General features: G+C 62.1%; 16 protein-coding genes and 1 tRNA gene. 2 read left to right on the top strand and 15 right to left on the bottom strand.

What is annotated here, in order from left to right; genetic code table 11:
• From sphst_RS21400 to sphst_RS19485, 10 genes are all read right to left on the bottom strand, one after another.
• A partial coding sequence (locus tag sphst_RS21400) for a DUF6527 family protein (protein ID WP_267895138.1) occupies positions 1 to 229 on the bottom strand: 229 nt, incomplete at its 3' end.
• Positions 226 to 738, bottom strand: a complete 513-nt coding sequence (locus sphst_RS19525; RefSeq protein WP_043156872.1) for a TIGR02594 family protein — start codon at positions 736 to 738, stop codon at positions 226 to 228. The genes sphst_RS19525 and sphst_RS21400, both read right to left, overlap by 4 nt.
• 222 nt (positions 739 to 960) lie before the next feature.
• Positions 961 to 1,278 carry a hypothetical protein gene (locus sphst_RS19520; protein WP_051916171.1) on the bottom strand — a complete coding sequence of 106 codons (318 nt, stop codon included), beginning with the start codon at positions 1,276 to 1,278 and terminating at the stop codon, positions 961 to 963.
• A gap of 86 nt (positions 1,279 to 1,364) precedes the next feature.
• The gene (locus sphst_RS19515) at positions 1,365 to 1,904 is read right to left on the bottom strand and encodes a hypothetical protein (RefSeq protein ID WP_031392944.1); all 540 of its coding nucleotides are present in this window, start codon (positions 1,902 to 1,904) and stop codon (positions 1,365 to 1,367) included.
• A gap of 61 nt (positions 1,905 to 1,965) precedes the next feature.
• Entirely contained in the window at positions 1,966 to 2,250 is a 285-nt protein-coding gene (locus sphst_RS19510; RefSeq protein WP_031392945.1) for a hypothetical protein, read from the bottom strand.
• Positions 2,243 to 2,755 carry a hypothetical protein gene (locus sphst_RS19505; RefSeq protein WP_051916172.1) on the bottom strand — a complete coding sequence of 171 codons (513 nt, stop codon included), beginning with the start codon at positions 2,753 to 2,755 and terminating at the stop codon, positions 2,243 to 2,245. Before sphst_RS19505 ends, sphst_RS19510 begins: the two co-directional genes overlap by 8 nt.
• An 11-nt stretch (positions 2,756 to 2,766) precedes the next feature.
• Positions 2,767 to 3,198 (bottom strand): hypothetical protein, encoded by a 432-nt coding sequence (locus sphst_RS19500; protein WP_031392947.1) that lies wholly within the window; start codon positions 3,196 to 3,198, stop codon positions 2,767 to 2,769.
• A 9-nt stretch (positions 3,199 to 3,207) separates the two neighbouring features.
• The gene (locus sphst_RS19495; protein WP_031392948.1) at positions 3,208 to 7,107 is read right to left on the bottom strand and encodes a hypothetical protein; all 3,900 of its coding nucleotides are present in this window, start codon (positions 7,105 to 7,107) and stop codon (positions 3,208 to 3,210) included.
• Positions 7,104 to 12,641 carry a phage tail length tape measure family protein gene (locus sphst_RS19490; RefSeq protein WP_031392949.1) on the bottom strand — a complete coding sequence of 1,846 codons (5,538 nt, stop codon included), beginning with the start codon at positions 12,639 to 12,641 and terminating at the stop codon, positions 7,104 to 7,106. Before sphst_RS19490 ends, sphst_RS19495 begins: the two co-directional genes overlap by 4 nt.
• A gap of 39 nt (positions 12,642 to 12,680) precedes the next feature.
• Positions 12,681 to 13,094 carry a hypothetical protein gene (locus tag sphst_RS19485; RefSeq protein WP_159043713.1) on the bottom strand — a complete coding sequence of 138 codons (414 nt, stop codon included), beginning with the start codon at positions 13,092 to 13,094 and terminating at the stop codon, positions 12,681 to 12,683.
• 62 nt (positions 13,095 to 13,156) lie between these two features.
• On the opposite strand from sphst_RS19485, the gene sphst_RS19480 reads away from it, so the two are divergent.
• Positions 13,157 to 13,396, top strand: a complete 240-nt coding sequence (locus sphst_RS19480) for a hypothetical protein (protein WP_031392951.1) — start codon at positions 13,157 to 13,159, stop codon at positions 13,394 to 13,396.
• The gene (locus tag sphst_RS19475; protein ID WP_031392952.1) at positions 13,393 to 13,593 is read left to right on the top strand and encodes a helix-turn-helix transcriptional regulator; all 201 of its coding nucleotides are present in this window, start codon (positions 13,393 to 13,395) and stop codon (positions 13,591 to 13,593) included. The genes sphst_RS19480 and sphst_RS19475 overlap by 4 nt, the downstream gene beginning before the upstream one ends.
• Before the next feature lie 61 nt (positions 13,594 to 13,654).
• Here the strand turns inward: sphst_RS19475 and sphst_RS19470 are convergent, their stop codons facing one another.
• The 5 genes from sphst_RS19470 to sphst_RS19450 all read right to left on the bottom strand — a co-directional run bounded on the left by sphst_RS19470 (position 13,655) and on the right by sphst_RS19450 (position 19,263).
• Positions 13,655 to 16,099 carry a tetratricopeptide repeat protein gene (locus tag sphst_RS19470; RefSeq protein ID WP_081877389.1) on the bottom strand — a complete coding sequence of 815 codons (2,445 nt, stop codon included), beginning with the start codon at positions 16,097 to 16,099 and terminating at the stop codon, positions 13,655 to 13,657.
• A complete protein-coding gene (locus sphst_RS20805; protein ID WP_234387758.1) occupies positions 16,099 to 16,674 on the bottom strand; it encodes a hypothetical protein in 576 nt (191 codons plus the stop codon). Before sphst_RS20805 ends, sphst_RS19470 begins: the two co-directional genes overlap by 1 nt.
• Positions 16,675 to 17,073: 399 nt before the next feature.
• Positions 17,074 to 18,444 carry a tyrosine-type recombinase/integrase gene (locus sphst_RS19460; protein WP_051916174.1) on the bottom strand — a complete coding sequence of 457 codons (1,371 nt, stop codon included), beginning with the start codon at positions 18,442 to 18,444 and terminating at the stop codon, positions 17,074 to 17,076.
• Between the two features lie 167 nt (positions 18,445 to 18,611).
• A tRNA-Met gene (locus sphst_RS19455) sits at positions 18,612 to 18,688 on the bottom strand.
• A gap of 65 nt (positions 18,689 to 18,753) precedes the next feature.
• Entirely contained in the window at positions 18,754 to 19,263 is a 510-nt protein-coding gene (locus sphst_RS19450) for a 2'-5' RNA ligase family protein (RefSeq protein ID WP_081877390.1), read from the bottom strand.
• Positions 19,264 to 19,418: the final 155 nt, after the last annotated feature.

Here is a 19,418-nt window from a genome sequence, read left to right as displayed (position 1 = left end):
CACGATTAGCGTCACACCAGCACCGCTTGCCGGCTTGGCTTGGGATGTGATGACCGGTGCGAAACAGCACTGACGGGGTGAAGGTCGGGCGGTTAACGTTCTGGTTCCAGCCCCAGATAGCCCCCGCGCCGCTTACCGATAGGACATGCGACCCTTTGCAGCCTGGGCACCAGAAGGCGACGGCGTTCTCTCCGAAGTCCGCCAGCACCGGCGACAATAGGCGCGTCATGCCTCGTTACTCGACAGCTTCAGGCCAGCAGTCGTCGCCATCTGCACCGGACCGCCGATAACCGGCACGCCTGCGGGCCAGCGTGATGCGGTGAGCCGGCCCTTTGCGATCCGCGTAACGGTGACGGCGTTGCTCTGATTGCCGCCAAGAACATGATAGGCGGTCGCATCCTCGCCGACATAGAAACCGACATGGCCGCCGCCTGCACGATCGAAGACGAGGACCGCGCCGGGGGCGAGGCGCTCAGGCCGCAGTCGGCTACCCCACGCCGCCCAACTCTTCGCGCGCGCCGCGATCTTGACCGGCTCTACACCGACGGCGACGAGGCATGCCGCGACGAAGCCGCCGCACCACGGCATCTCGTCATCTTTCCAGACCACGCCGTTCCATTTGCGCGCCGTGTTGAGAAACGCGATCAGGGCATTATTGTGCGTGCGTCCGACTATCTCGCGGGTGCCAAGAAGCGACCGGGCATGGCGAAGCCACGCCGGCGTTGATGCCGTCGTCATGATTATTTCCTTCGGTTTCAAGCGATCGGACAGGTTGGTTGTTATCGACGGGCCGGGTTTCTTACCCTTGCCCGGTCGGCCCGCCACTGACCCCTCCCGGTTGGGCGGGCCGTTACCTTGACATCGCGAGCGCAGTGCTGCGTTGGATCATACGCCAGACGCTACGGAAGAGCGGTTGGTCGGCCCGTCCTTGACTGATCCTTGGGGGCGGGCCGTTATTCCCTACTTATCGAGTTCGCGCAGGGTGGCGGTCATGTCCGCCGGTACTACCGGCTTGCCCGGCAGAGCGGCATCAAGCGCATCGATCGCGTTTTGACCGCGACGCTTGAAGAAGGTGATGATGCCGGTGCCGATAGCGCCCAGCGCGCCGCCGGTGCCGAGCGCGGCGAACAGGTCGACCTGATGCTCTGCGATCCAGACCGCGGTGACCAGCATCGCAATCCCGGTGGTAATCATATCGAGCAGCCAGCGCTTCGGGCCCGGCGTGTCGAGCGTGATGAACAGCCGGATCATGAGGCAGGCGAGGAGCCCGACGATCATCGACCCGGCCGGGAAACTGTACCCGAGGAATGACCAGATAACCGGTACCGATACGCCCGGTACCGCTGCGATAGCCCCCTCCCGCATTACCGCAGTCCGACGGCAGCGGTCGCCATCAACAGGCTCACGACGAGAATTGCGATAGGTCGGCGAAGCTGCGGCCATCGCGACCACATGTCGACGGGCAGCGGCGCCTTGCGCAGCTGGAACTCGAGCATGGGTTCGGCGAGGATATGCAGCGCTATCCAAAGGAAGCCGCAGCCGACCGAGACGGGATCGAGCCATCGCTTGAGCTCCGCGACCCGCTCAATGGTATGAGCGTCGCCCGAGCTCCACGACCATAGACTGATCGCTTCAGCGCCGCCCCGGCTAGCGACCGCGCACCCGGCAAGGAAAATAATGAACCGATAGATCGAGACGGGATCGGTCGGGTGATCGAACGCGCGCGCGGCCCAGATCCGCCGCGCCTGCTTGCCCGCCATCATCAACCCAAGGCACATGGCCGCAGTCATGACGAACAGGTTCCACGCCAGCAGACCTGGGTTGTTGGCGAGGGAGGGAGGTGCCAGCGCGGCCGTCGACCTCATCGCCTCGCCGATGTAATTGCTCGTGGCTGTCACACTCATGCGTCACCCCTTCCCGCGACCGGGGCGGCCGCGTTGCTCGCGTTCTTCATGGTAGGATCCTTCAGGGTTTGGGTGCGCAGCCCAGGAAAGCGCTCTCAACGTTGCGCCGGCAGTGGTCCGGTTCAGAGCCGAGCAGCACGAACAGTCGATCGATCACCACCTCGAGCACGAGGCCCCAGCGGTGACCCTTGATCGCAGCGCGGCCGACGCGGCTGGAGATCGTCTCATCAGCCGAAGGGGTTGGCCCGCCAACAGCCACGTAGATCGGCACGGCGATCAAGATGTAGACGATCTGGTCAACCGCAACGAGCAGCTGGCGCAGCCCGAGCCAGAAGCGCTCAGCCATTGAGGGTGGACCAGTCGACCCTGCCGGCAGCGACGATCGCGCCGAGGTTCGCAGCGCGACTGACCGCAGCCTTGGCACCCATGCGCAGCCCCTCGATCGTAGCGCCTGTTGCCACCCATGCGTCGGCAAGCTGGATGACCTCGGCCGCAAGGTCGGCGATCGTCATCCCGCGTGCGCCCGCCTCCGCAGTAAGGAAGGGCGTGGCGGTGGCATTGTCGAGGGACCATGCACGCGCTTCGGCTTCCTTGCGCTGGTACGTCATTGCCTGCCCGGCACCGGGCGTCAGGATGCTCTGCCGGATCAACTCAGCTTGGGCATCGATGCTGGCGGCCGCGGTATTGCGCAGCACGTCCAGATCGAGCGCTTCACCTTCGAGCGCGGCTGAGGGGACCAGCACAATCCCAAGGCCCTCGGGCAACACCTGTGCCGCTGCTGCGCCCGTGACGCCGCTCCCGCGCCACCGCTCGGCGCCAGACGCAAGGTCGTAAACGATCCAATATTCCATGACCTGCCCCTTCAGACGGCTGCGCGTTTCAGTTCGGTGATTTCCATCGTCGACCCTGCGAGCACGGTGAGAGCGCCGTCTGGCTCAAGGTTGCGGATCGAAAAGATGATGGTGTGATTGCCCGCCGCCAAGCCGGTGACAAAAGCAGGCAACGTGATTGGCATGGCGCCGGACGAGCGCTGAAGATCCAGCACGATATTGACTGTGCCAGTTTGGTAGAGGGCACCGTCGATCGTGATGTAGCCAGCGAACTGAAGATCGTCGGGGCTTTGCAGACTGGCATAGGCCAGGATGCGCAACGCGCTGTTTGCCTCGGCCTTGTTGAAGGTGGCCTGAAATATGGTTGTGCCGATCACGTAGCCACCTCCGCCACCACCACCGCTGCCCGTGCCACCGCCGCCAGTGCTCGGATCATCTTCGTATACCGGATACGGAATCGCCATGCCGCTTCCTCAACCATAGGGGATCGACATGCTGCCAGGCAGCGTGAGGAACATGGCCTGTTGAACCGATGAGGCACCCATCTTCGTCGAGGTGATCGTGCCATCCACGACGAGATTTCCGCCAATTCTACCGTCCCCAATCAGCTCCCACGCGCCGCCGAATTGATCCGACCAAAGGCTCAACCGAGCGACACCGTTACCGCCATCGGCAAGCAATCTGACATAGGCAGTCGCCTTGCCGGCGAGGTCGACTAGCGTGCCGGCCTGCTGCTGCACCGTTGCTACGGTGCCGTTGTAAGCGCTGCGCAAGTCCGTCACGCTCTGCGTCACGACGCCGATCTTGGGATCGACGATCGCCGTTGCCCGCTGGTCGATCCTTGCGGACAAGTCGGCACCGACTTGCGCTTCGAGGCTTGACACGCGCTGAGCAGCCGCGAACCGGCCATCGGTTACTGCCGTTTCGACCGTCGACAGGCGGCCGCGGGCATCGTTTAGCGATGCCGTGATTGTGTCGCTACGCTGCCCTAGCGCCGTATCCCGATCGACCGATGTACGCTCGACCCGGCCGATCTCGGCGCGCACGGCGCTGTCAGTGGTCGCCAGGCTGGCCGCGACGCCGTCGACCCGAATACCGAGGGCGCGATCACCCTCACTCATCGCGCTCACCGTTTGATCTACACGAGCGTTTGTCGTGCTGTCCCGACCAACATAGTCGGTAGTAACCGTGTCGATCCGCCGCCCAATTGCGCTGTCGGCATCGGCCAAAGTCGTGATGCTCGTCGCGACGCGAGCAGCCGTAGCGGTCTGCACCGCCCGCGAGCTACCCGACGACCAATCATTCCAACCGTTCTGTCCCTGACGAGCGCCACCAATATATGGTCGCCAGAACCAAGCGTAGCTGTCGCCCTGCCCCTCGTAGGTATCGTTCTTCCGCATCAGCAACCGGGCTGCAACTGCCCGTAGAGGCGCCTGGACAGCGATCACACCCGACCGCTTGAATAGGTTTGGATCGTTTGCAAGCTTCTCGGTAGAGCTATTACGGTTGCCGTTGACGAACTCAAAGATGACGCCGTCCGATCCGACCCAGCCGAGAAAGGCCTGGGTGTCGGCGCGGTGCGAGGCAAACATAGCAGAGAATTGGACGAACGATCCGCCGACGATCGCTACTGGATCGGATATCCAATCAGCGTAAGCGTCGGCACCGCCAGCTCGGCCCGTTTGATAGATCGAAAGTACGTTCTCGCCAACTGGATGGTACGAAGGGCCAGCGGCATTTATTCCGTAGCTTGGCCGCGGCATGCCCGAGTTTTCGCCCCATCCGTCGGTGGTAACGAAGTCGGTGTTATTGATCAGGTTTCCGCCGCCGGGGGCAAAGCTGCTCTGCACCTCTGAAATGCGCTGCCCGATTGCCTGGTCGGCATCGGCAAAAGCGCGCGCCGTATCGGTGATCCTGGTATTGGTGACGGTATTGGCAGACCGGTAGTCAGTGATGACCGTGTCAATGCGTTCACCAAGGGCCTTGTCCACCGCAGATAAGGCGGTGACTTGGGTGGTGATGCGCGTGTTGGTCGCGCTGTCGCGGCCCGTATAGTCCGTCACGACGAGGTCGATGCGCTGCCCAAGGGCGGTGTCGCGGGTCGACGAGGCCAGCTCAACCCGGCTGATCTCGGCGCGGGTGGCAGTCTCCTTTGTGATGACGTCCGTTACGATAGAGTCGACGCGCTTGCCGATCGCTTCGTCGGCTGCGGACAGGGCCGCGACCGAGTCCGTGATCCGCGTGCTGGTCGCCGAGTCTGCTGCCTTGAACTCTGTGGTGACGGTGTCGATTCGCTCGCCCAACGCTCTGTCGGCAGCGGACAGGGCGGTGATCGTGGTCGTGATCCGAGTGTTGGTGACGCTGTCTCGGCTGGTATAATCGGTGATGACGCTGTCGATGGTCCGCGCGATCGCGCGGACGTCATCGGTGCGGACCAGCCGCTCCGTCTCGATCAGCGCGCGGACCTCACCGTCGTTCTTTATCGTGACGACCGTGAGGCTGTCGATCTCGCGCTTGAGCAGCTCCTCCTTACCTTGCGCCCGGTTCGCCTCGGCGTTGAGGTCGGTCATCGCCGCATCGATGCGGGTATTTGCGCGGCTGGCCGCCAGGTCGGCCGCGACGCGCGCTGCTCCCAGTTTACTATCGGCACTGGCCAGTGACCCATCGAGAGCGATCCCGGCGGAGAGCAGCTTGGCATTCAAGTCGGCCAGCGCCACATCCGCCTTCGCCCCGGCCGTCTTGATCAGGGCATTGGCTGCCGCGACCGCGCTGTTGATCGCGGGGATCGTGATGTTCTCGAGGATATCCGATCGCTGCTTTACCGAGGTCGCGTCAGCAATGACCTGCTTCGCCGGCACGCCAGCGACGGCGCCCGTGTCCTTCGAAGTGTTGTCACCAGTCTTGTCGGCGCCATCGGTGGGCTTCGTTCCGTCCCGATCGGCGACGTGCTCCCACGGAATAGTCAGCGGCGCAGGCGTCGCTGCCTCGCTGAACCCTTCAATCGACAGCGACAGCGTGCTGACCGACTGGCCGATCTCCACGCTGAAGTCCTTGAAGAAGCCGTAAACGGTGAGGCTTTCGGTGGCGCGATCGGCCAGCCAGAGCGACGGTACCGCTCGCACCGCAGCAACCCGGCCGATGACCTGTTCGACAGCGTCGGTGCGGATCAGCGCCTTCGCCGCCATCCGCTTTGCCCAGGCGCGCGGCACGATTGCGATTTCGCCGAAGTCGTCTGTTTCGCGCTTGCTGTAGTCGGTGATGCTCGAGGTGGGCGATGATCCTGTACGGCCAAGTGGCCGCAGAGTGCCGACCATGAACGTTCCGACGGAAACCGTGCCGTCGCCGACGCGCGTGTCCGGCCATGCCGTCGTGTCACGCACGGTTCCCGAATCGTCCCAGCTGGGCGATTCTCCCGAGGCGGTACCGGCAACGGTGTCGCGGAATGTGCCCGAATCACCAAAGGCAGCGGCATCATCCAGCAGCACGCGTTGCGCGCTGTTGCCGACGGCCGTCAACGTGACGGTCAAACTTGCGCCCGTAGACGTGACCAGATCCAAGAACAGTGCGGAGGTGGCGCCGCCCGTCACGGCGACGGTGCGATCATAGCCCGGTGCCTGGACGCGGACCCTGGCGGCGTTGGTGTCGAGTATCGCCAGGCCGGACACCGCCGACCCCGGGCGCAGCGCGACCGTGATGACGTTGTCGTCAGTGGTAGTAGACCCAATCGCCTGGTCGAACATCGCCCAGCGGTTGGTTGGACCGACATCGAGCCACGCGCCCACGGTAGCGGCGGGATCGTAGCCGATGTTGCTGGCGATGATGCTCTCGTAGACACGGTGCGTCCCGCGACGGACAACACGCGTGCCGGCAGGGTAGCCACCCGCCGATGACCATTCGATCGCGTCATCCTCGGCGACGCTGCTCGAGATCAGAACGGCGTCGGTGATCGCGATCGGCTGCAATACCTGCAGTGTCGACGGTTTGCCGCCCGGCGCCGGATCAGTACCGTCGTCGGTGAACTCGGCTTCGCCCGTCAGACCCTCGATCGTCAGCGTGCAATAGCTGATCAGTGACGTCGGATGGTCGACCTCGAAGTTCTTGTAGAACCCGCGGACCGTAAGGTTACCATAGGGGTCATCGCCGATCCACGTAGCCGATGTAGCGCGGAGATCGGCAAGCTGCCGCTGTAGCGCGTCTACGCCGGCAGACGGCACCGCCAGTCGGACCGACATCTGCCGGGCGAAGCTCCGCTTGACGACGGTGGTCACGCCGAACTCGTCGGTGGTCCGGCGACTATAGTCAGTGATGCCGATCGTCGGGGACGATTCAATCGTCCCCAATTCGATCGATCCGGTATCAGTGACGACCCTCATGCCGCGTTGCCGATGCTGATTGCCTGTCCGCTATGGTCGGCGGTGATGGCATCGAGGATGCGGGCAGTTGCCTTCGCGCTGCTGGCGATCGCGGCCTGCCCGGAATTGTTATCCTCCCGGAGCTTCACCACCTCGTCCCGCAGTGAACGCAGCTCGGTGGCCATATCGTTCTCCTGCGAGACGGGAATGACCGCGGGTTGCACCGCCGCGACGAGGGTCAAGGTTGCTGCGTCGTTCGCCACCTTGGTGGTCGGCGTCGCTCCGGAACCCTGCGCCGTAGTGGTGGACAGCGGATTGCCACTCGCGATGGCGGCAATCGCCGCGTTGGTCCCTGCGAGGCTGGCTGCGGTCTGGGCCTGCACCCGATCCAGTTCCTGCCGACTGGTGGCATTGTCGCCAGCGATCTTCAACAGCGCCTGGCTCAGGGCGGGCAGCGACTTTGCGGCATCCATGTCGCCGCCGCGCGCAGCGTTCGTCGCTGCGTTGAACTGACCCATGGCTGCCGCAAAGCCCGTCTCGCCCGCGGCGTTCGACAGACCGCGGATGCGCTTGATCTCCTCCTCGATGCTGTTGCCGACGCTCGACCATGCATCGCTCAGCTGCTTCGCCGCAGATGCCGCCGTCTGCGCATCCTGGATCGCCCAAACCTGCTGTTGCAGAGCGCGATTGCTGACATCCACCTTGGCGAGATCCAGAGCCCGGATCGCAGCCGTATCGCCGTTGAGCTCCAATATCTTGCGTTCCAGATCCTGCCGCTCGGCAAGAATATCCGCCGAGCTTTTGGCGCCGTCCATTGCAGTCTTCAGATCCGCGAACGCCGGCGCCAGCTGCAGCAGCGTGGCATAGGTCGACTGGCCGGCAGCCGTAGTCAGATCCTGCGCATCGACCAGCTGGCGGAACCCTGCCAGTGTCTCGGGCATGGCCGCGCCAAGGCTTCCGAACACCTTGGCGAACTGGGCGGTCTTCGCAGCCGCCTGCTCTTCCTTGGTGTAGAAGGCTTGGAAATAGGCATCGGCCGCAGTGTTGAAGTCACCAACGCTGTCGAACTGGTCAGCCAGGCCGAGCTTCGCATCGAGACCAAGTCCGCGCGCGGCGCCTCCCAGCATGTCGAGGGAGGCGCTAACCGACTCGACGGTCGACGCGACGCGGACCAACGTCTCGAACGCACCTTCGCCGACCTTCTGGAATCGCTCGAAGCCGGGGAATGCAGCAATAGCCATCTTGTCCGCGGCAGCGCCGAACACGGCCGACAGCTTCTCCTGGATCTGCTCGCCCGTCAGGCCCTGCAGGTCGATCTTGCCGATGTCGACGACGAAGCCGCTCAGCCGGCGCTGGATTTCGGTCGTGGACTCACCAAGCGGCCCGGCCGCCGCCGCGATCGCGCTGTTGAAGTTACGCAGGATCAGCGTGAACTGGTTCTCGAGACCGGCATCTGCACCCGTGTACTGGGTCGAGTATTTGGTGCTGGTCGTGATGCCAAACAGCTTCTTCTTCTTCTGGACGTCCGAGTAATAGGACGCGTCGAAGCCGCCGTTGAGGATCGAGTCGAGGGTCTGCGGCCCGCTGGACAGGCCACTGCCGACGACCGTCGTCTTCGTCCCGAACAAGGATGCCAAGGCACCGCCGAACACGGGAACGATCGCCTTCAGCACGGAGCCAACGGCATTCGTCTTGAAGCCGGCATCGACACCGCCCGATGCGTTCACGTCGCCCGCCCGAACGACGAGCGCAGCAACCCCACCGATCTGGTTGTCGATCGACCGGAGCAGGCCAGCCATCTCGCGCGATGACGACAGCATAAGCGTGTCGACTTCCTTCAGGCCGTCGATCGCACGCCGGATGCTCTCGGACTTGGCCTCGTTGTCGCCTAGCACCGTGCCCGTGCCGTCGTTCGCCTTCGGCAGCGTGTTCTTGCCACCACCGAAGCCGCCCGCGACCATAACGCCCGCCCCGATCAGGGCCGCAGCTGTGGCAGCCATTGCGGCGATGTTCGCCGGGAAGGGAAGCTTTGACTGGTTGGCAACGCCCTCGGCACCAGCCGCTGCCGCGCGCGCGCCGCTGTTCGTGATCGATGTAATCGTCTCGATAGCATCCTGGGCGATCGAGCGGATCGACATGGCGAACTCGACCGCACGGAATACCTTTTCAGCGGCCGCCATGGCCTTGTAGCCATCCGACCCCTGCTTGAAGAAGCCCTTCGCCGCATGAGTCATGTCGCCATACAGCCCGACCTGTGCCGTCGCGTTCTTCGCGGCGAACAGGCCGTTCTCACGCTTGATCGCGGCATCGCGCTGCTCGACGTTCGTCATCTGCTTCAGCTTGCCCAGCTGCTGCTCGTGCGCCGCCCCGAGCCGTTCCTGTTGCGCTGCGAACGATGCGTAGATCGAAACGGTATCGCCGAGCGCGCGGCCGACCTCGCCGAACGCATCGGCCATCCCGCGCGCAGCGTTCGAAACGTTGGTCGCGATTTCGTCGAGTAATTCACCCTGATAGGTCAGGCTGCCGTTCAGCGCGTCGGTTGACAGCTTCACCTGGTACTGACCCGAGGCGATGTCTGCCTGCTGGTCGATCCATTGCTTTGCCTTGGCCCCGCTCCATCCCTTCGCTTCCGCGTCCTGCATCGCTTTCAGGACCGCGAAAGCATGGACACGCGCAGCCTCATTCGCGCCGATCAGACGGGTTTCTTCTGCCAGCATCGTCAACTGCCGCTCGCCGTCGACCAGTGCGACTCCCATCGCGCCGGCGCGCTGCTTATCAGTGAGGGCCTGCCGGGCAGCCGTCTGCTTGTCGATCGCAGCCGACGCCTTGTTCGCTGCATCGGTGAACATTTCCTGTCCGGCAACATCACCCTTGGCGCCGGCTCCCGAGGCCTTTCGCAAGGCCGCCTCTCTCGCTTCTGCGAGCGGTAGCTGAGCCAGTCGATCCCGCAGCAACTCACCAGCAAGGGCCGCAGGTACGTTGCCGGCTGCGACCGCGGCATTGACTTCATCCTGGAGACGAGCCTCGTCTTCCATAGTCTTTGCGCTCTGCGCGCCGGCTTTGATGCGCTCCGCGATAGCCAGGCGGATCTGCCGACTTACGGCCGCCTCGATGTCGCCGCGCTTCTTGATTGCGTCGCTCTCCGCCTTGACGCGAGCCTCGGCGATCAGGGCAGCGCCGCCGGCCTCGCCGTAGGCGTCCACCAGCTTGTAGACGTTGGTGATCTGCGCTTCGATCGCCTTGGCCTGGTTCGCCAGCTGCTCAGCATGGTGATCGGTTTTTGGCTTGGTGTAGCGATTAGCGACCTTGTTGTAGGTGTCCTGCGCCTGGGTCTGCCGTTCCTGCTGCGTCAGCACCTGCGTGCCGAGCCGTAAATTGGTGATCTGCTGCTGCGCCGCCGCCTTCTCTTGCTTCGTGCGAGCTGCAGAAAGACGAGTTTGTGCCTGGGCGACGAGATGCGACCGCTCCTGCGTGGTAATCCAATCGCCCGACGCGGTACGGTTGGCCTTGATTGTGTCCGTCACCGCCGAATAGTCATGACGAAGTGCGCGCACCTGTGTCGCCGTCAGGCCGGTCGTATCAGCCAAGCCCTTCTGCAACACGCGTTGCTGTGCGAGCAGCTCGTTGTACTGCTTCATGCCGGTCGTGTTCAAAGACTGCGAAGCGTTCAGCGCCGCGACCTGGTCCTGGTTGCGGCCGGCGTTGGCGTTGGGCCCCAACGGGGTCTTGTTGCCGGTGCCAAACAGATCAACGGCCCAGCCGCCGACCTGCTGCTTGAGCCAGGCGTCGTAGGACGCACCGGCCGAACGGATCTTCTGATCGAGCCGCCCGAACATCGTCGACACGCCAGCAACAACGTTCCCCAGCAGGTCCATGACATGAGCAAGGCCGGTGACCTGGTGCGCGTTGGCCGCAATATCGCCACTCAAGATGCGGGTCAGCTCGGCGGTTGCCTGTTCCTGATCACCCTGGGCCGCCAGTTGCCGGATGTGCTCGTATTGCGCGCCGGTGAGCAAACCGAGCGACTGCGTGAACGTATCGGCGGCCTTCGCCGGGTCGCTCATCGCCGCCGCAAGCGCCGCCTGCGCAGCCGGGGCATCTTGCCCGGTCAGCTTCGCATATTTGTCGACCATACCCGCAAGCGAGGTCAGGGTTTGCTCACCTTGGATGCCGGCCGCAGCGAACGCAGCGACGCTATCGCGCGTGGCGCTGATCGACCGCTCGCCGGCGGAGGAGGAGGCCTCTGCGATCGCCTCGAGCTGCTCCGCGGTTTGACCCGAGGTGCGCCCGAGGCCGGAGGCGGTCGTTTCGAACCGGTCGATCGCGCTGCCATAGCTACCAAGCGCTCGCACCGTCGCGACCACCGCAACGGCAGTGGCAGCGAGCAAAAGATTGACCGGGTTGATGAGAGGCGCGAGCCGCGCAAATCCGCTGACCGCGTAGGTGCTGACGTCCTTGCCCATCTGAGCCAAGGCGGCGCCGGCGCCGACGCCGCGCGCCTTCGCCTGCTCCAGCACGTCGTAGATTTGCGGCCCCTGCTGGACGAGAATCATCAGCGGGTTCATGCCCATCGCCGCAGTGACGCCGATGTCCTGAAATTGCCGTGAAAGGTTGAGCGTCTCAGCCGCGGTGAAGCGCTGGACCTCTCCCAATTCGCGGGTAACGCCTGTCAGCTGGCGTTGCGGGCCATAGACCTTCCCCGCCGCAGCAGCGACGCGGGCCTGTTCTTGCTCGAACGCCTCAGCACCGATGCGGCCACGGTCAAATGCCATCCGGGCTTCGTCGAGTTCGGTTTTGAGCCTGCCAATTGCTACAGCGGCAGGATCGACCCGAGCTTGTACGCGCGCCACGGCAGCTTCGAAGGTCGCAGCCTCACGGTCGGCCACAGCCATCGCAGCCGCGCCCTCACGGACCTTCGCGTCAAACATTTCATGAGCGCGCGCCGCTGACCGGATTTCCTGCGCTTGGCGCTCCGCTGCCGCAGCTATCCGCGTAGCCGCGGCTTCCTCGGCTTCGGCAACCGCCGTGGCTGCAAACTCGCGCTGCCGCGCCGCCGCTAGAAGGCGGTCGGCGACGTCTGTATTGCCTTGGTTCGACGCGGCCAGCGCGATAGCCTCGACCTTCGCAGCCCGCATCTGATCCTTGGTCTGACCAAGCGCCATCGCCTCACGCTCGAGTGTCCGGATCAGCGCCTCACCGGCGGTCTCGGTCTTTTTCTTCTCGTTGGCGAGAGCGCGTGCTTCGCGCGTTGCGGCCGATCCGGTCGTGCTGAGCGATGCTGCCAAACCACTGACGCCGGATGCTACCGACTCGGCCGTCTCTCTGACCGACGTCAGCTGATGCTTTGCGACATTACCAAACGCAGCGACTTCCCGGGTCGGGCCGCTGAGGTTCATCATGCCGCCAGTGGCGACCTCGACCTTTCGCATCTCTTCGAGCACTTTGACGGTGCCAGAATCAAAGAACTGATAAAACCGCTGCAGCTCGCTGAAAGCACCTTGCGTGTCGATCGCAAAGCCGGCGGAGAGCATGGTATCGTCGTCGTCGTCTCTCATACCAAGCCCTCCCCCTTGAAAAAGGGACGCCCCAAAGGGCTATCCCAGTACGTCGTTGAGCACCGCGATTTCGGCAGCCTTCTCGGCTTCGGTTACCGCGCCGCGCCAGGGCGGCGGGCAGGCCTCGTCTTCGCTGATCCGCGACTGCTGGACATATGCCTGCGACAGCGCCCGAATGAGCCGGGCTTCCCATGACGACAGCTTGATCGAGGTGTTTGCCTGCCAAGCGGCGATCTCAGCCCATGGGAGCACGGTCGCCGACATGCCGTTCGAGCCGGTCACCCCGGTCTCGATCCACCATTGAATGATGTGGGGCAGCGGCACGGGCGGCATTTGAACCGGCACCCGGTCTTTCTTCAGCTGATCGAGCCGGGATGGTGCGGTTGCGGCATTAAAGTTCTTAGCACGCGGAGATTCAGCCGGCGGGCGCGGCGTGGCATTGAGCCACGCCATGCGCTGCGCATAAAGGATCAGGGCGCGGCTGGTGCGCCCTTGGAGTTTCCCCAGTCGGCCAGATGCTTCGACACCTGGTTGGCGATGAAGCCGAGCTTACGGTTACCGTAAGCGATATGGCGTTGCAATTGGCCGATGACGTTAGAGACGCGGCGATGATGTTGGTCGCCGCCGCCGGCGACGCGAGGACGACCGCGTTCGGCACCGAAGGGGCGCAGGAGTTGCTTTCTTTCGCCAACAGCTACTGCACCGTCGTCACTGCCAACGATGAGTTACGCCGGGCACAGAGGAATGGCCAATGACGGATTTGCTTAACGACAGGCTATTGAAGCTGGCGCAGGTGATCGAGATCACTGGCCTCAGCAAGGCGATGGTCTATCGGCTCGTGAGCCAAGCGAAATTTCCAAAGCCATGCAAGCCCGGCGGCATCGCGACGCGTTGGGTCGAGAGCGAGGTCCGAGCGTGGCGAGTCTCAGTTGAAGATGCGCGGTCGTTGTAGGCCGCTCATTCTGGGCTCAGCAGACTCACCTAAGACTTAACCGTGCTACGAGACATCCTTATCACGCGGCAAGCAAGATCTCCCTTTCTAATGCTTCACCGATCCAGCGTTTAGACTTTTTAGGCGGTCCCTGCAGTACACCATATGTTCGAGCAATTTCGTCCCGAATAATTCCATACCTTTCTGGCAAATTCCTCGTTAGCGCCGAGTACACGGTTGCCGCTCTAGATTGTCTAGTCATTGCAGCAATTTGGAAATCAACGATATTACCGATATCCCGATCTGGCACCCTCTCAATTCGCGGGGCTTTCCGCGCACGTCCCAGCCTAGCGACTAAGGCGGCAAGCGAGTTCGCGAACATTCTCCGCTCCGTCGCAAAAGGACAATGCTCAATTGCCCACGACAAGCGGCTTTGGGCACCAGAAACATCTCCGCTTCGCTCTATCGCACTCGCCACTAACAGAAACGACCTCCACTGGTCAGGTGTGGCTGGATCGTCGTTTCCAATAAAGTTTATGACTGCTGAGTTTTCACCTTCTAGAAGCAGTATTGCGGACAGCCCATTCCTGGATTTGATATCAGATGGGTCGACTTCTACTAAGTCTTCGTATATCCTGCGCGCGTCAGGCAAGTTGTCAAGCAAACGCAGCAAATCCGCGCGGACTCTTTGCAGCCGGCGATTGTGCGGAAATCGGAGGATCGCCGCATCTATCGTTTGCAAGGATTTTTCAAAGCGCCCTTCTCGACGGTACGCCGATGCTTGCGATGCTTGCAAGCGGGCATCTTTTGGAAAGCGCAATATCGCATTCCTAAAAAGCTGCCGAGCCTGACCATGTCTGCCCATCTCGCTAACCGTCGTCGCGTGCTTGGCAGCCGCTTGAGAGCTTCCGGGGAATCTCTCCGCGGTCCGCCGCGCATATACTGATGCGGTCGACCTTTCACCTAGAGCACGGAGCGTGTCGATAAGCCCAATGTGGGCTTGAATATCGCGAGGAAATTCGGATGCAATATCTGAATATCGCCGGCGTGCTTCTGATAGGTGGCCCGTTGCCCGACAGATTTCAGCCAGCCCGTTGGCACCTGAGACCAAACCTTTTTTCAAAGTACAGGCTATTTCGTACTGTTCCCAAGCGAGTGTAAACTGACCTTTCCGCAAAAATGCCGAAGCCAACGACAACCTAACTAAACTTTCTGCGGGGTACTCGTCTACGGTCGCCTGCAACTGCTCCAGGCCAGCTTGTGAATCACCCAAGTCGACTTTGGCCTGAGCTATTCCAACAAGAGAAAAGACCCGCTCATCCCCGCCTGAAGACTGACCTGCAGCCTCCTGAAACAGTCGAAGCTCTTCAGCATACAGACCAAGCTTACGCATAGCTCGCGCGCGCGCATTTAAAGCGTAGACGGGTTGACCTAGTTCAGCGGCTCGCTCGTATTCAGATAATCCATCGTCAATTCTATCTGCTTGGATCAATGCATCGGCATAGTGGGTCCGCGCTCGTCCATCACTGGGGCTGTGTTCGACAGCAAGGAAGGCCCATTCAAGCTCTAACTCGAACGCCTCCATTTCGCGGGCTCGCTGGCTCAACCGGGTAAAAGACTTTGCTAAATAGCTTGCGCCGCCGTCGGCAAGCTGCCTTGTAGCCAACTCGCGAGCGAATTTACGAGCATTGTCGTAGTCTCCATCGGCGACCCGCCCTAATATCGCACTCTGCTGCTCGAGAGCATTCTGCAATCGTTCGCGAGCGCCAGCTCCTCCGCCGAAGTCAGCAACGTCGCTCTCTAATTCGTCATCGTACTCTATTGGCTGCAGTAAGATATGCTCGATTCGTTCGAAAGCAGCAGTCCAAGCCTTCACAATCTGCCGAGTTTCTTGAAGCCCCGACAACGAACGATACAACGAAAATAACGTTACGTCGTTTATTGCGCCAGCGTGGCTAGCGCATACAAGCGTGCGAAACGCTCCAACAGAAACTGCTTGCTCGCGAAATTCAGCTTTCTGCTTGGCACCACCAAATATTGAATCATCTAGCGACTCGAAGCTTCTGCTCACAGTAGCTATCGTATTCTGATATTTTATCACAGATCCGACAAAGGCGTCCAGCAATGGGAGCCCCTTAGCCAGTATGGATGCGCGGGTTACGTCTGCGTCGTCGGGGAGAGTATGCTGATAAAATTGGTTTTCAAGATGCTGCGACACGTGAGGCCTAGCCATAAGACCTTCCAACAAATTGGCGACCTCTGGAAGACCCTCGGCACTTTCTTGCGGATCTAGTATGATGATCGTTAGACGCAGCGCTCGGTCTTTTGCCCACTCTATTTCAAGCCGACTCTCTACCTCGCGTAGCGTTTTGACCTCGACTTTTACGACGTCAGGCGTTTCGCCCAGTACCCGCGCAACGTCAGCCAACGCCATCAGCGTGCTCCCTGGCCGCCCCCGCCGTGTCACAAGCCAGCCATCAGCCTGTTTGACGGCAAATGCTGCCGCTCGCCCGGATATGCGCGCCATCACTGGCGCAATTCCTCAAAGGAGATTTCAAAATGCGACAGTCGCGCTTTCATTCGATCCCACAGGATCTTTTCGACCACGTCATCAACTACATCTGCCTTCACATGCTGGAATGCTTGCGGATGTAAGTCTCCGTATATATGCACCTCTATAAAGTCAGTATATCCCGAACTAGCTTCAGTTTTCTCGATTAGAATGTCCGCAAACTCGGAATCTTGCGTGGCCTCTTCAATTTTGCTATGAAGTTTCGTCATTGCAAGCTTCGTGCGCGCCGGCCAGGTCGCCCTATAACCATAAGGAACCGGCTTGCCTCTCCCCGCTGGATGCTCCTCATTGAACTTAACTGGATTTTCCCAGAACACACTTGCACGAGCCGCGATAAAGTCTTCTCTGAGAGTTATCGCAAACTCTCCGTAGTGAGGAACACCGTTACCATCCAGCGACAAAGCCGCGAAATGTAGTTTGTCGTAAAACAGGGGGCTTATGCGGCTGTCATTCGCATCTCGGTCTGGATCAAATTCGTTGTTCTGAGGCACTCTTAGGCCGGCGCGAACTGCGGGATGAAAGGCCTGCATCAGCTTACCCTCGCCAACCAGCAAATTCTCTAGGTCAGCCCGTGACCTATTAATCACGGCTTTCGACTGTCCAACTGCCACTCCGAACGCATCAAGTCGGCCCAAGGTCCCACGGGCCGCGGCAGATATTCGCGCGTCGGCATAGCGTTGCTCGAGCGCCTTTACTTCCTCCGGCCGGGCAGCATACCGAACGTTAGGGAATCCGACCGGGTCACTGCAGACAATGCAAAGAATGGCATTTGCTGGAACGTCATGCCCCCGTGGACACTTTGGTAGGGCAGGAATCGCAGCAGCGGTGGTGGCCATCGGTTTATGCGTGATCTCGCCAACGGGAACTAGTGAACAGCGTTACAGAGAGGCTGTATACCGTCAATCGATTAATAAAAGCAGCATGTCGGTCTATGCGTTAGGGTAACTGCTGTTAGCCGATGCCTCGGCGCGACCTGGTCCTGATGCGGCATAGCGCATCGGTTGGCCGAGATGATAGTCGGGAGGAGGAAAGCCCTCTAAGAGCACATCTGCCCACTCCCGCGCGATCTCACGCCGCCGGGGCATATAAGCTGCCCTGTTGTACGCACCCTCGACCCTGTTGCTTGGTGCATGCGCGAGCATCAGGTCGACAACGGCCCGATCGTCCCCCCGGCCCTGCTCCTTCAGCCGCTCGTTCACAATCGTGCTAAACGCAGCGCGGAAGCCATGCGGAACGTGGCGCTGGTAGTAGCCGGCGCGAATCAGCAACTGGCGTAGCGTGTTCTCCGACATCGGCTTGTGCAGATGCCGTTCGCTGGGGAACACGAGAACGAGATCGCCCGTGAGCGGCTTTAATACTCGGAGGATAGCCACTGCCTGCGGTGCAAGCGGCACGAGGTGGTCGCCATCGACCTCGTGCTTTCGACCTTCGTCGCCCTTCATGCGCGCCGCCGGAATGCGCCAGATCGGCGCGTCACCGTCGAGGCCTTCGAACTCCGCCCACCGCGCGCCGCCCAGCTCGCCGGGCCGGACAGCGGTCAGCGCGAGCAGGCGCAGCGCCAGCTTGGTCGTCGCACGGCAGCGCTCGCCCTCGCATCTCGCCAGCATCGCGCGCGTCGCTTCGATTCGCCCAGGCTGATCGCGGATCCCGTCGATGATGGACGGTTGCGGCTTCACGCGTGGCTTGGCGCTCAACACCTTGCCCAGAGACGCCGCAGGGTCGTTCTCAGCGATACCGGCCGCTATGGCGTAGGAGAAGATCCCCGACAGCCGCTGACGCAGCCTGTGGGCTGTCTCTACTGCCCCGCGGGCCTCAACCGCGTTAAGGATCGATAGGAGGCGCGGTGCCTTGATCGAGGTGATCGGCAGATCGCCGATCTCGGGAAAGACGTTTTCAACGAGGCTCGCCCAGACCTTGTCGGCGTGCTTGGCGACCCACGTCTTCTTCTTCAGCGCGAACCACCGCTCGCTGACCAGGCGCAGCGTGTTCGCATTTGCCTCCGATCGCTCACCGTGCGCAGCCTTCTTCTCGATTGCCGGATCATTGCCGGCCGCCAACTGCGCCTTGGCATCGTCGCGACGCTTCCGCGCCTCGATAAGCGTGACGGCCGGATATGACCCGAAGCTCAGCGTCTTCTGCGCGAGCTTCGTCGGATCCTTGGCGCTGCGACCATAGCTGTAGTTCATCCGCCAGTGCCGGCCGCCGGACGGGCTGACCTGAAGGTAGAGGCTGCCGGCGTCGCTGACCCGGTAGGACGTCGCCTTGCCCTTCAGGGCTTTGATTTTTGCATCACTCAGCATGGCATTGCTCCGATACCATGTGCGCCGAGGGCCGATGCCATGGATTGTGCCATGTCGCATGGTAGACGCGGGGATACCGCCATGGACAAGACTGGCCCCTAGAAAGGGCGGAAATGGCTGATTTGCAAGGGTAGGTAGACCGCTGTGTACCGCTGTCTACGCAAGAATGGTAGCGAAGGAGGGACTTGAACCCCCGACCCCAGGATTATGATTCCCGTGCTCTAACCAACTGAGCTACTTCGCCGTACCGTCTGCGGGGAAGCATTCTTCCCTGCGAGGCGCGGCCTATAGGAAGCGGATTCGAGGCGGTCAAGCAAACATGTGACGCGAAATCGCTTCCCAGGGCCCGCCGCGATACCACCAGGCGCCGAGCCCGGCGATTTCGACGTCCCGCGCCACGAAGTCGCGCTGCAGATTGCCGAGCAGCAGCTTGGCGACCGACGGGTTGACCTTGTTCTGGATCGTGACGTGCGGACGCCAGCCGCCCGCGTCCTGTGGCGTCAGCATCCCCGTGAACGCATCCGCCAGCCGCGCGCGGATCCCGACCAGCTCGGGCGATTCGATCCGGTAGGCGACCCCGCGCCCCAGCGACATCAGCCCGCCGATCCGCGCCCGCGGCGCCGGCAGCCCGCGCGTCTCCTGGTTCAGCCGGTGCTTCAGCTCGTCGAGCCCGGAGGGCGGCAGGTGGTGGAACAGCGTCAGGTGCGAATCGAGCTGGTTGCGCTCGGGCGGGAAATGCTCGCGCCGCATCGCGTCGAAGAACGCGGTGTCCTGGCGGCCGAACAGCGCGGTGACGATGATCGGGGCGACTTCGGTCACTTGCGTGGTAATTCCCATTATACTCAATCCCTCCCCGGCGGAGGCCGGGGTCCAGTTGGGAAACGTTGCTGACGCAGGCCGCGCTCCGTCACTGCGACCTTTCCACCTGGACCCCGGCCTCCGCCGGGGAGGTGCACGTGTTCGGCAGCGAGCGG

Source organism: Sphingomonas sp. STIS6.2, from assembly GCF_000732685.2.
GTDB lineage: Bacteria > Pseudomonadota > Alphaproteobacteria > Sphingomonadales > Sphingomonadaceae > Sphingomonas > Sphingomonas aerolata.
Note: the sequence above shows the minus strand (reverse complement) of the source record. Positions and strands in the feature narration are given on the sequence as shown.

Excerpts from the sequence above, each read along its gene's own strand:
- sphst_RS19525 (WP_043156872.1), bottom strand. The coding sequence starts at position 738 with ATGACGACGGCATCAACGCCGGCGTGGCTTCGCCATGCCCGGTCGCTT.
- sphst_RS19520 (WP_051916171.1), bottom strand. The coding sequence starts at position 1,278 with ATGATCGTCGGGCTCCTCGCCTGCCTCATGATCCGGCTGTTCATCACG.
- sphst_RS19515 (WP_031392944.1), bottom strand. The coding sequence starts at position 1,904 with ATGAGTGTGACAGCCACGAGCAATTACATCGGCGAGGCGATGAGGTCG.
- sphst_RS19510 (WP_031392945.1), bottom strand. The coding sequence starts at position 2,250 with ATGGCTGAGCGCTTCTGGCTCGGGCTGCGCCAGCTGCTCGTTGCGGTT.
- sphst_RS19505 (WP_051916172.1), bottom strand. The coding sequence starts at position 2,755 with ATGGAATATTGGATCGTTTACGACCTTGCGTCTGGCGCCGAGCGGTGG.
- sphst_RS19500 (WP_031392947.1), bottom strand. The coding sequence starts at position 3,198 with ATGGCGATTCCGTATCCGGTATACGAAGATGATCCGAGCACTGGCGGC.
- sphst_RS19495 (WP_031392948.1), bottom strand. The coding sequence starts at position 7,107 with ATGAGGGTCGTCACTGATACCGGATCGATCGAATTGGGGACGATTGAA.
- sphst_RS19490 (WP_031392949.1), bottom strand. The coding sequence starts at position 12,641 with ATGAGAGACGACGACGACGATACCATGCTCTCCGCCGGCTTTGCGATC.
- sphst_RS19485 (WP_159043713.1), bottom strand. The coding sequence starts at position 13,094 with ATGGCGTGGCTCAATGCCACGCCGCGCCCGCCGGCTGAATCTCCGCGT.
- sphst_RS19480 (WP_031392951.1), top strand. The coding sequence starts at position 13,157 with ATGCTTCGACACCTGGTTGGCGATGAAGCCGAGCTTACGGTTACCGTA.
- sphst_RS19475 (WP_031392952.1), top strand. The coding sequence starts at position 13,393 with ATGACGGATTTGCTTAACGACAGGCTATTGAAGCTGGCGCAGGTGATC.
- sphst_RS19470 (WP_081877389.1), bottom strand. The coding sequence starts at position 16,099 with ATGGCGCGCATATCCGGGCGAGCGGCAGCATTTGCCGTCAAACAGGCT.
- sphst_RS20805 (WP_234387758.1), bottom strand. The coding sequence starts at position 16,674 with ATGCAGGCCTTTCATCCCGCAGTTCGCGCCGGCCTAAGAGTGCCTCAG.
- sphst_RS19460 (WP_051916174.1), bottom strand. The coding sequence starts at position 18,444 with ATGCTGAGTGATGCAAAAATCAAAGCCCTGAAGGGCAAGGCGACGTCC.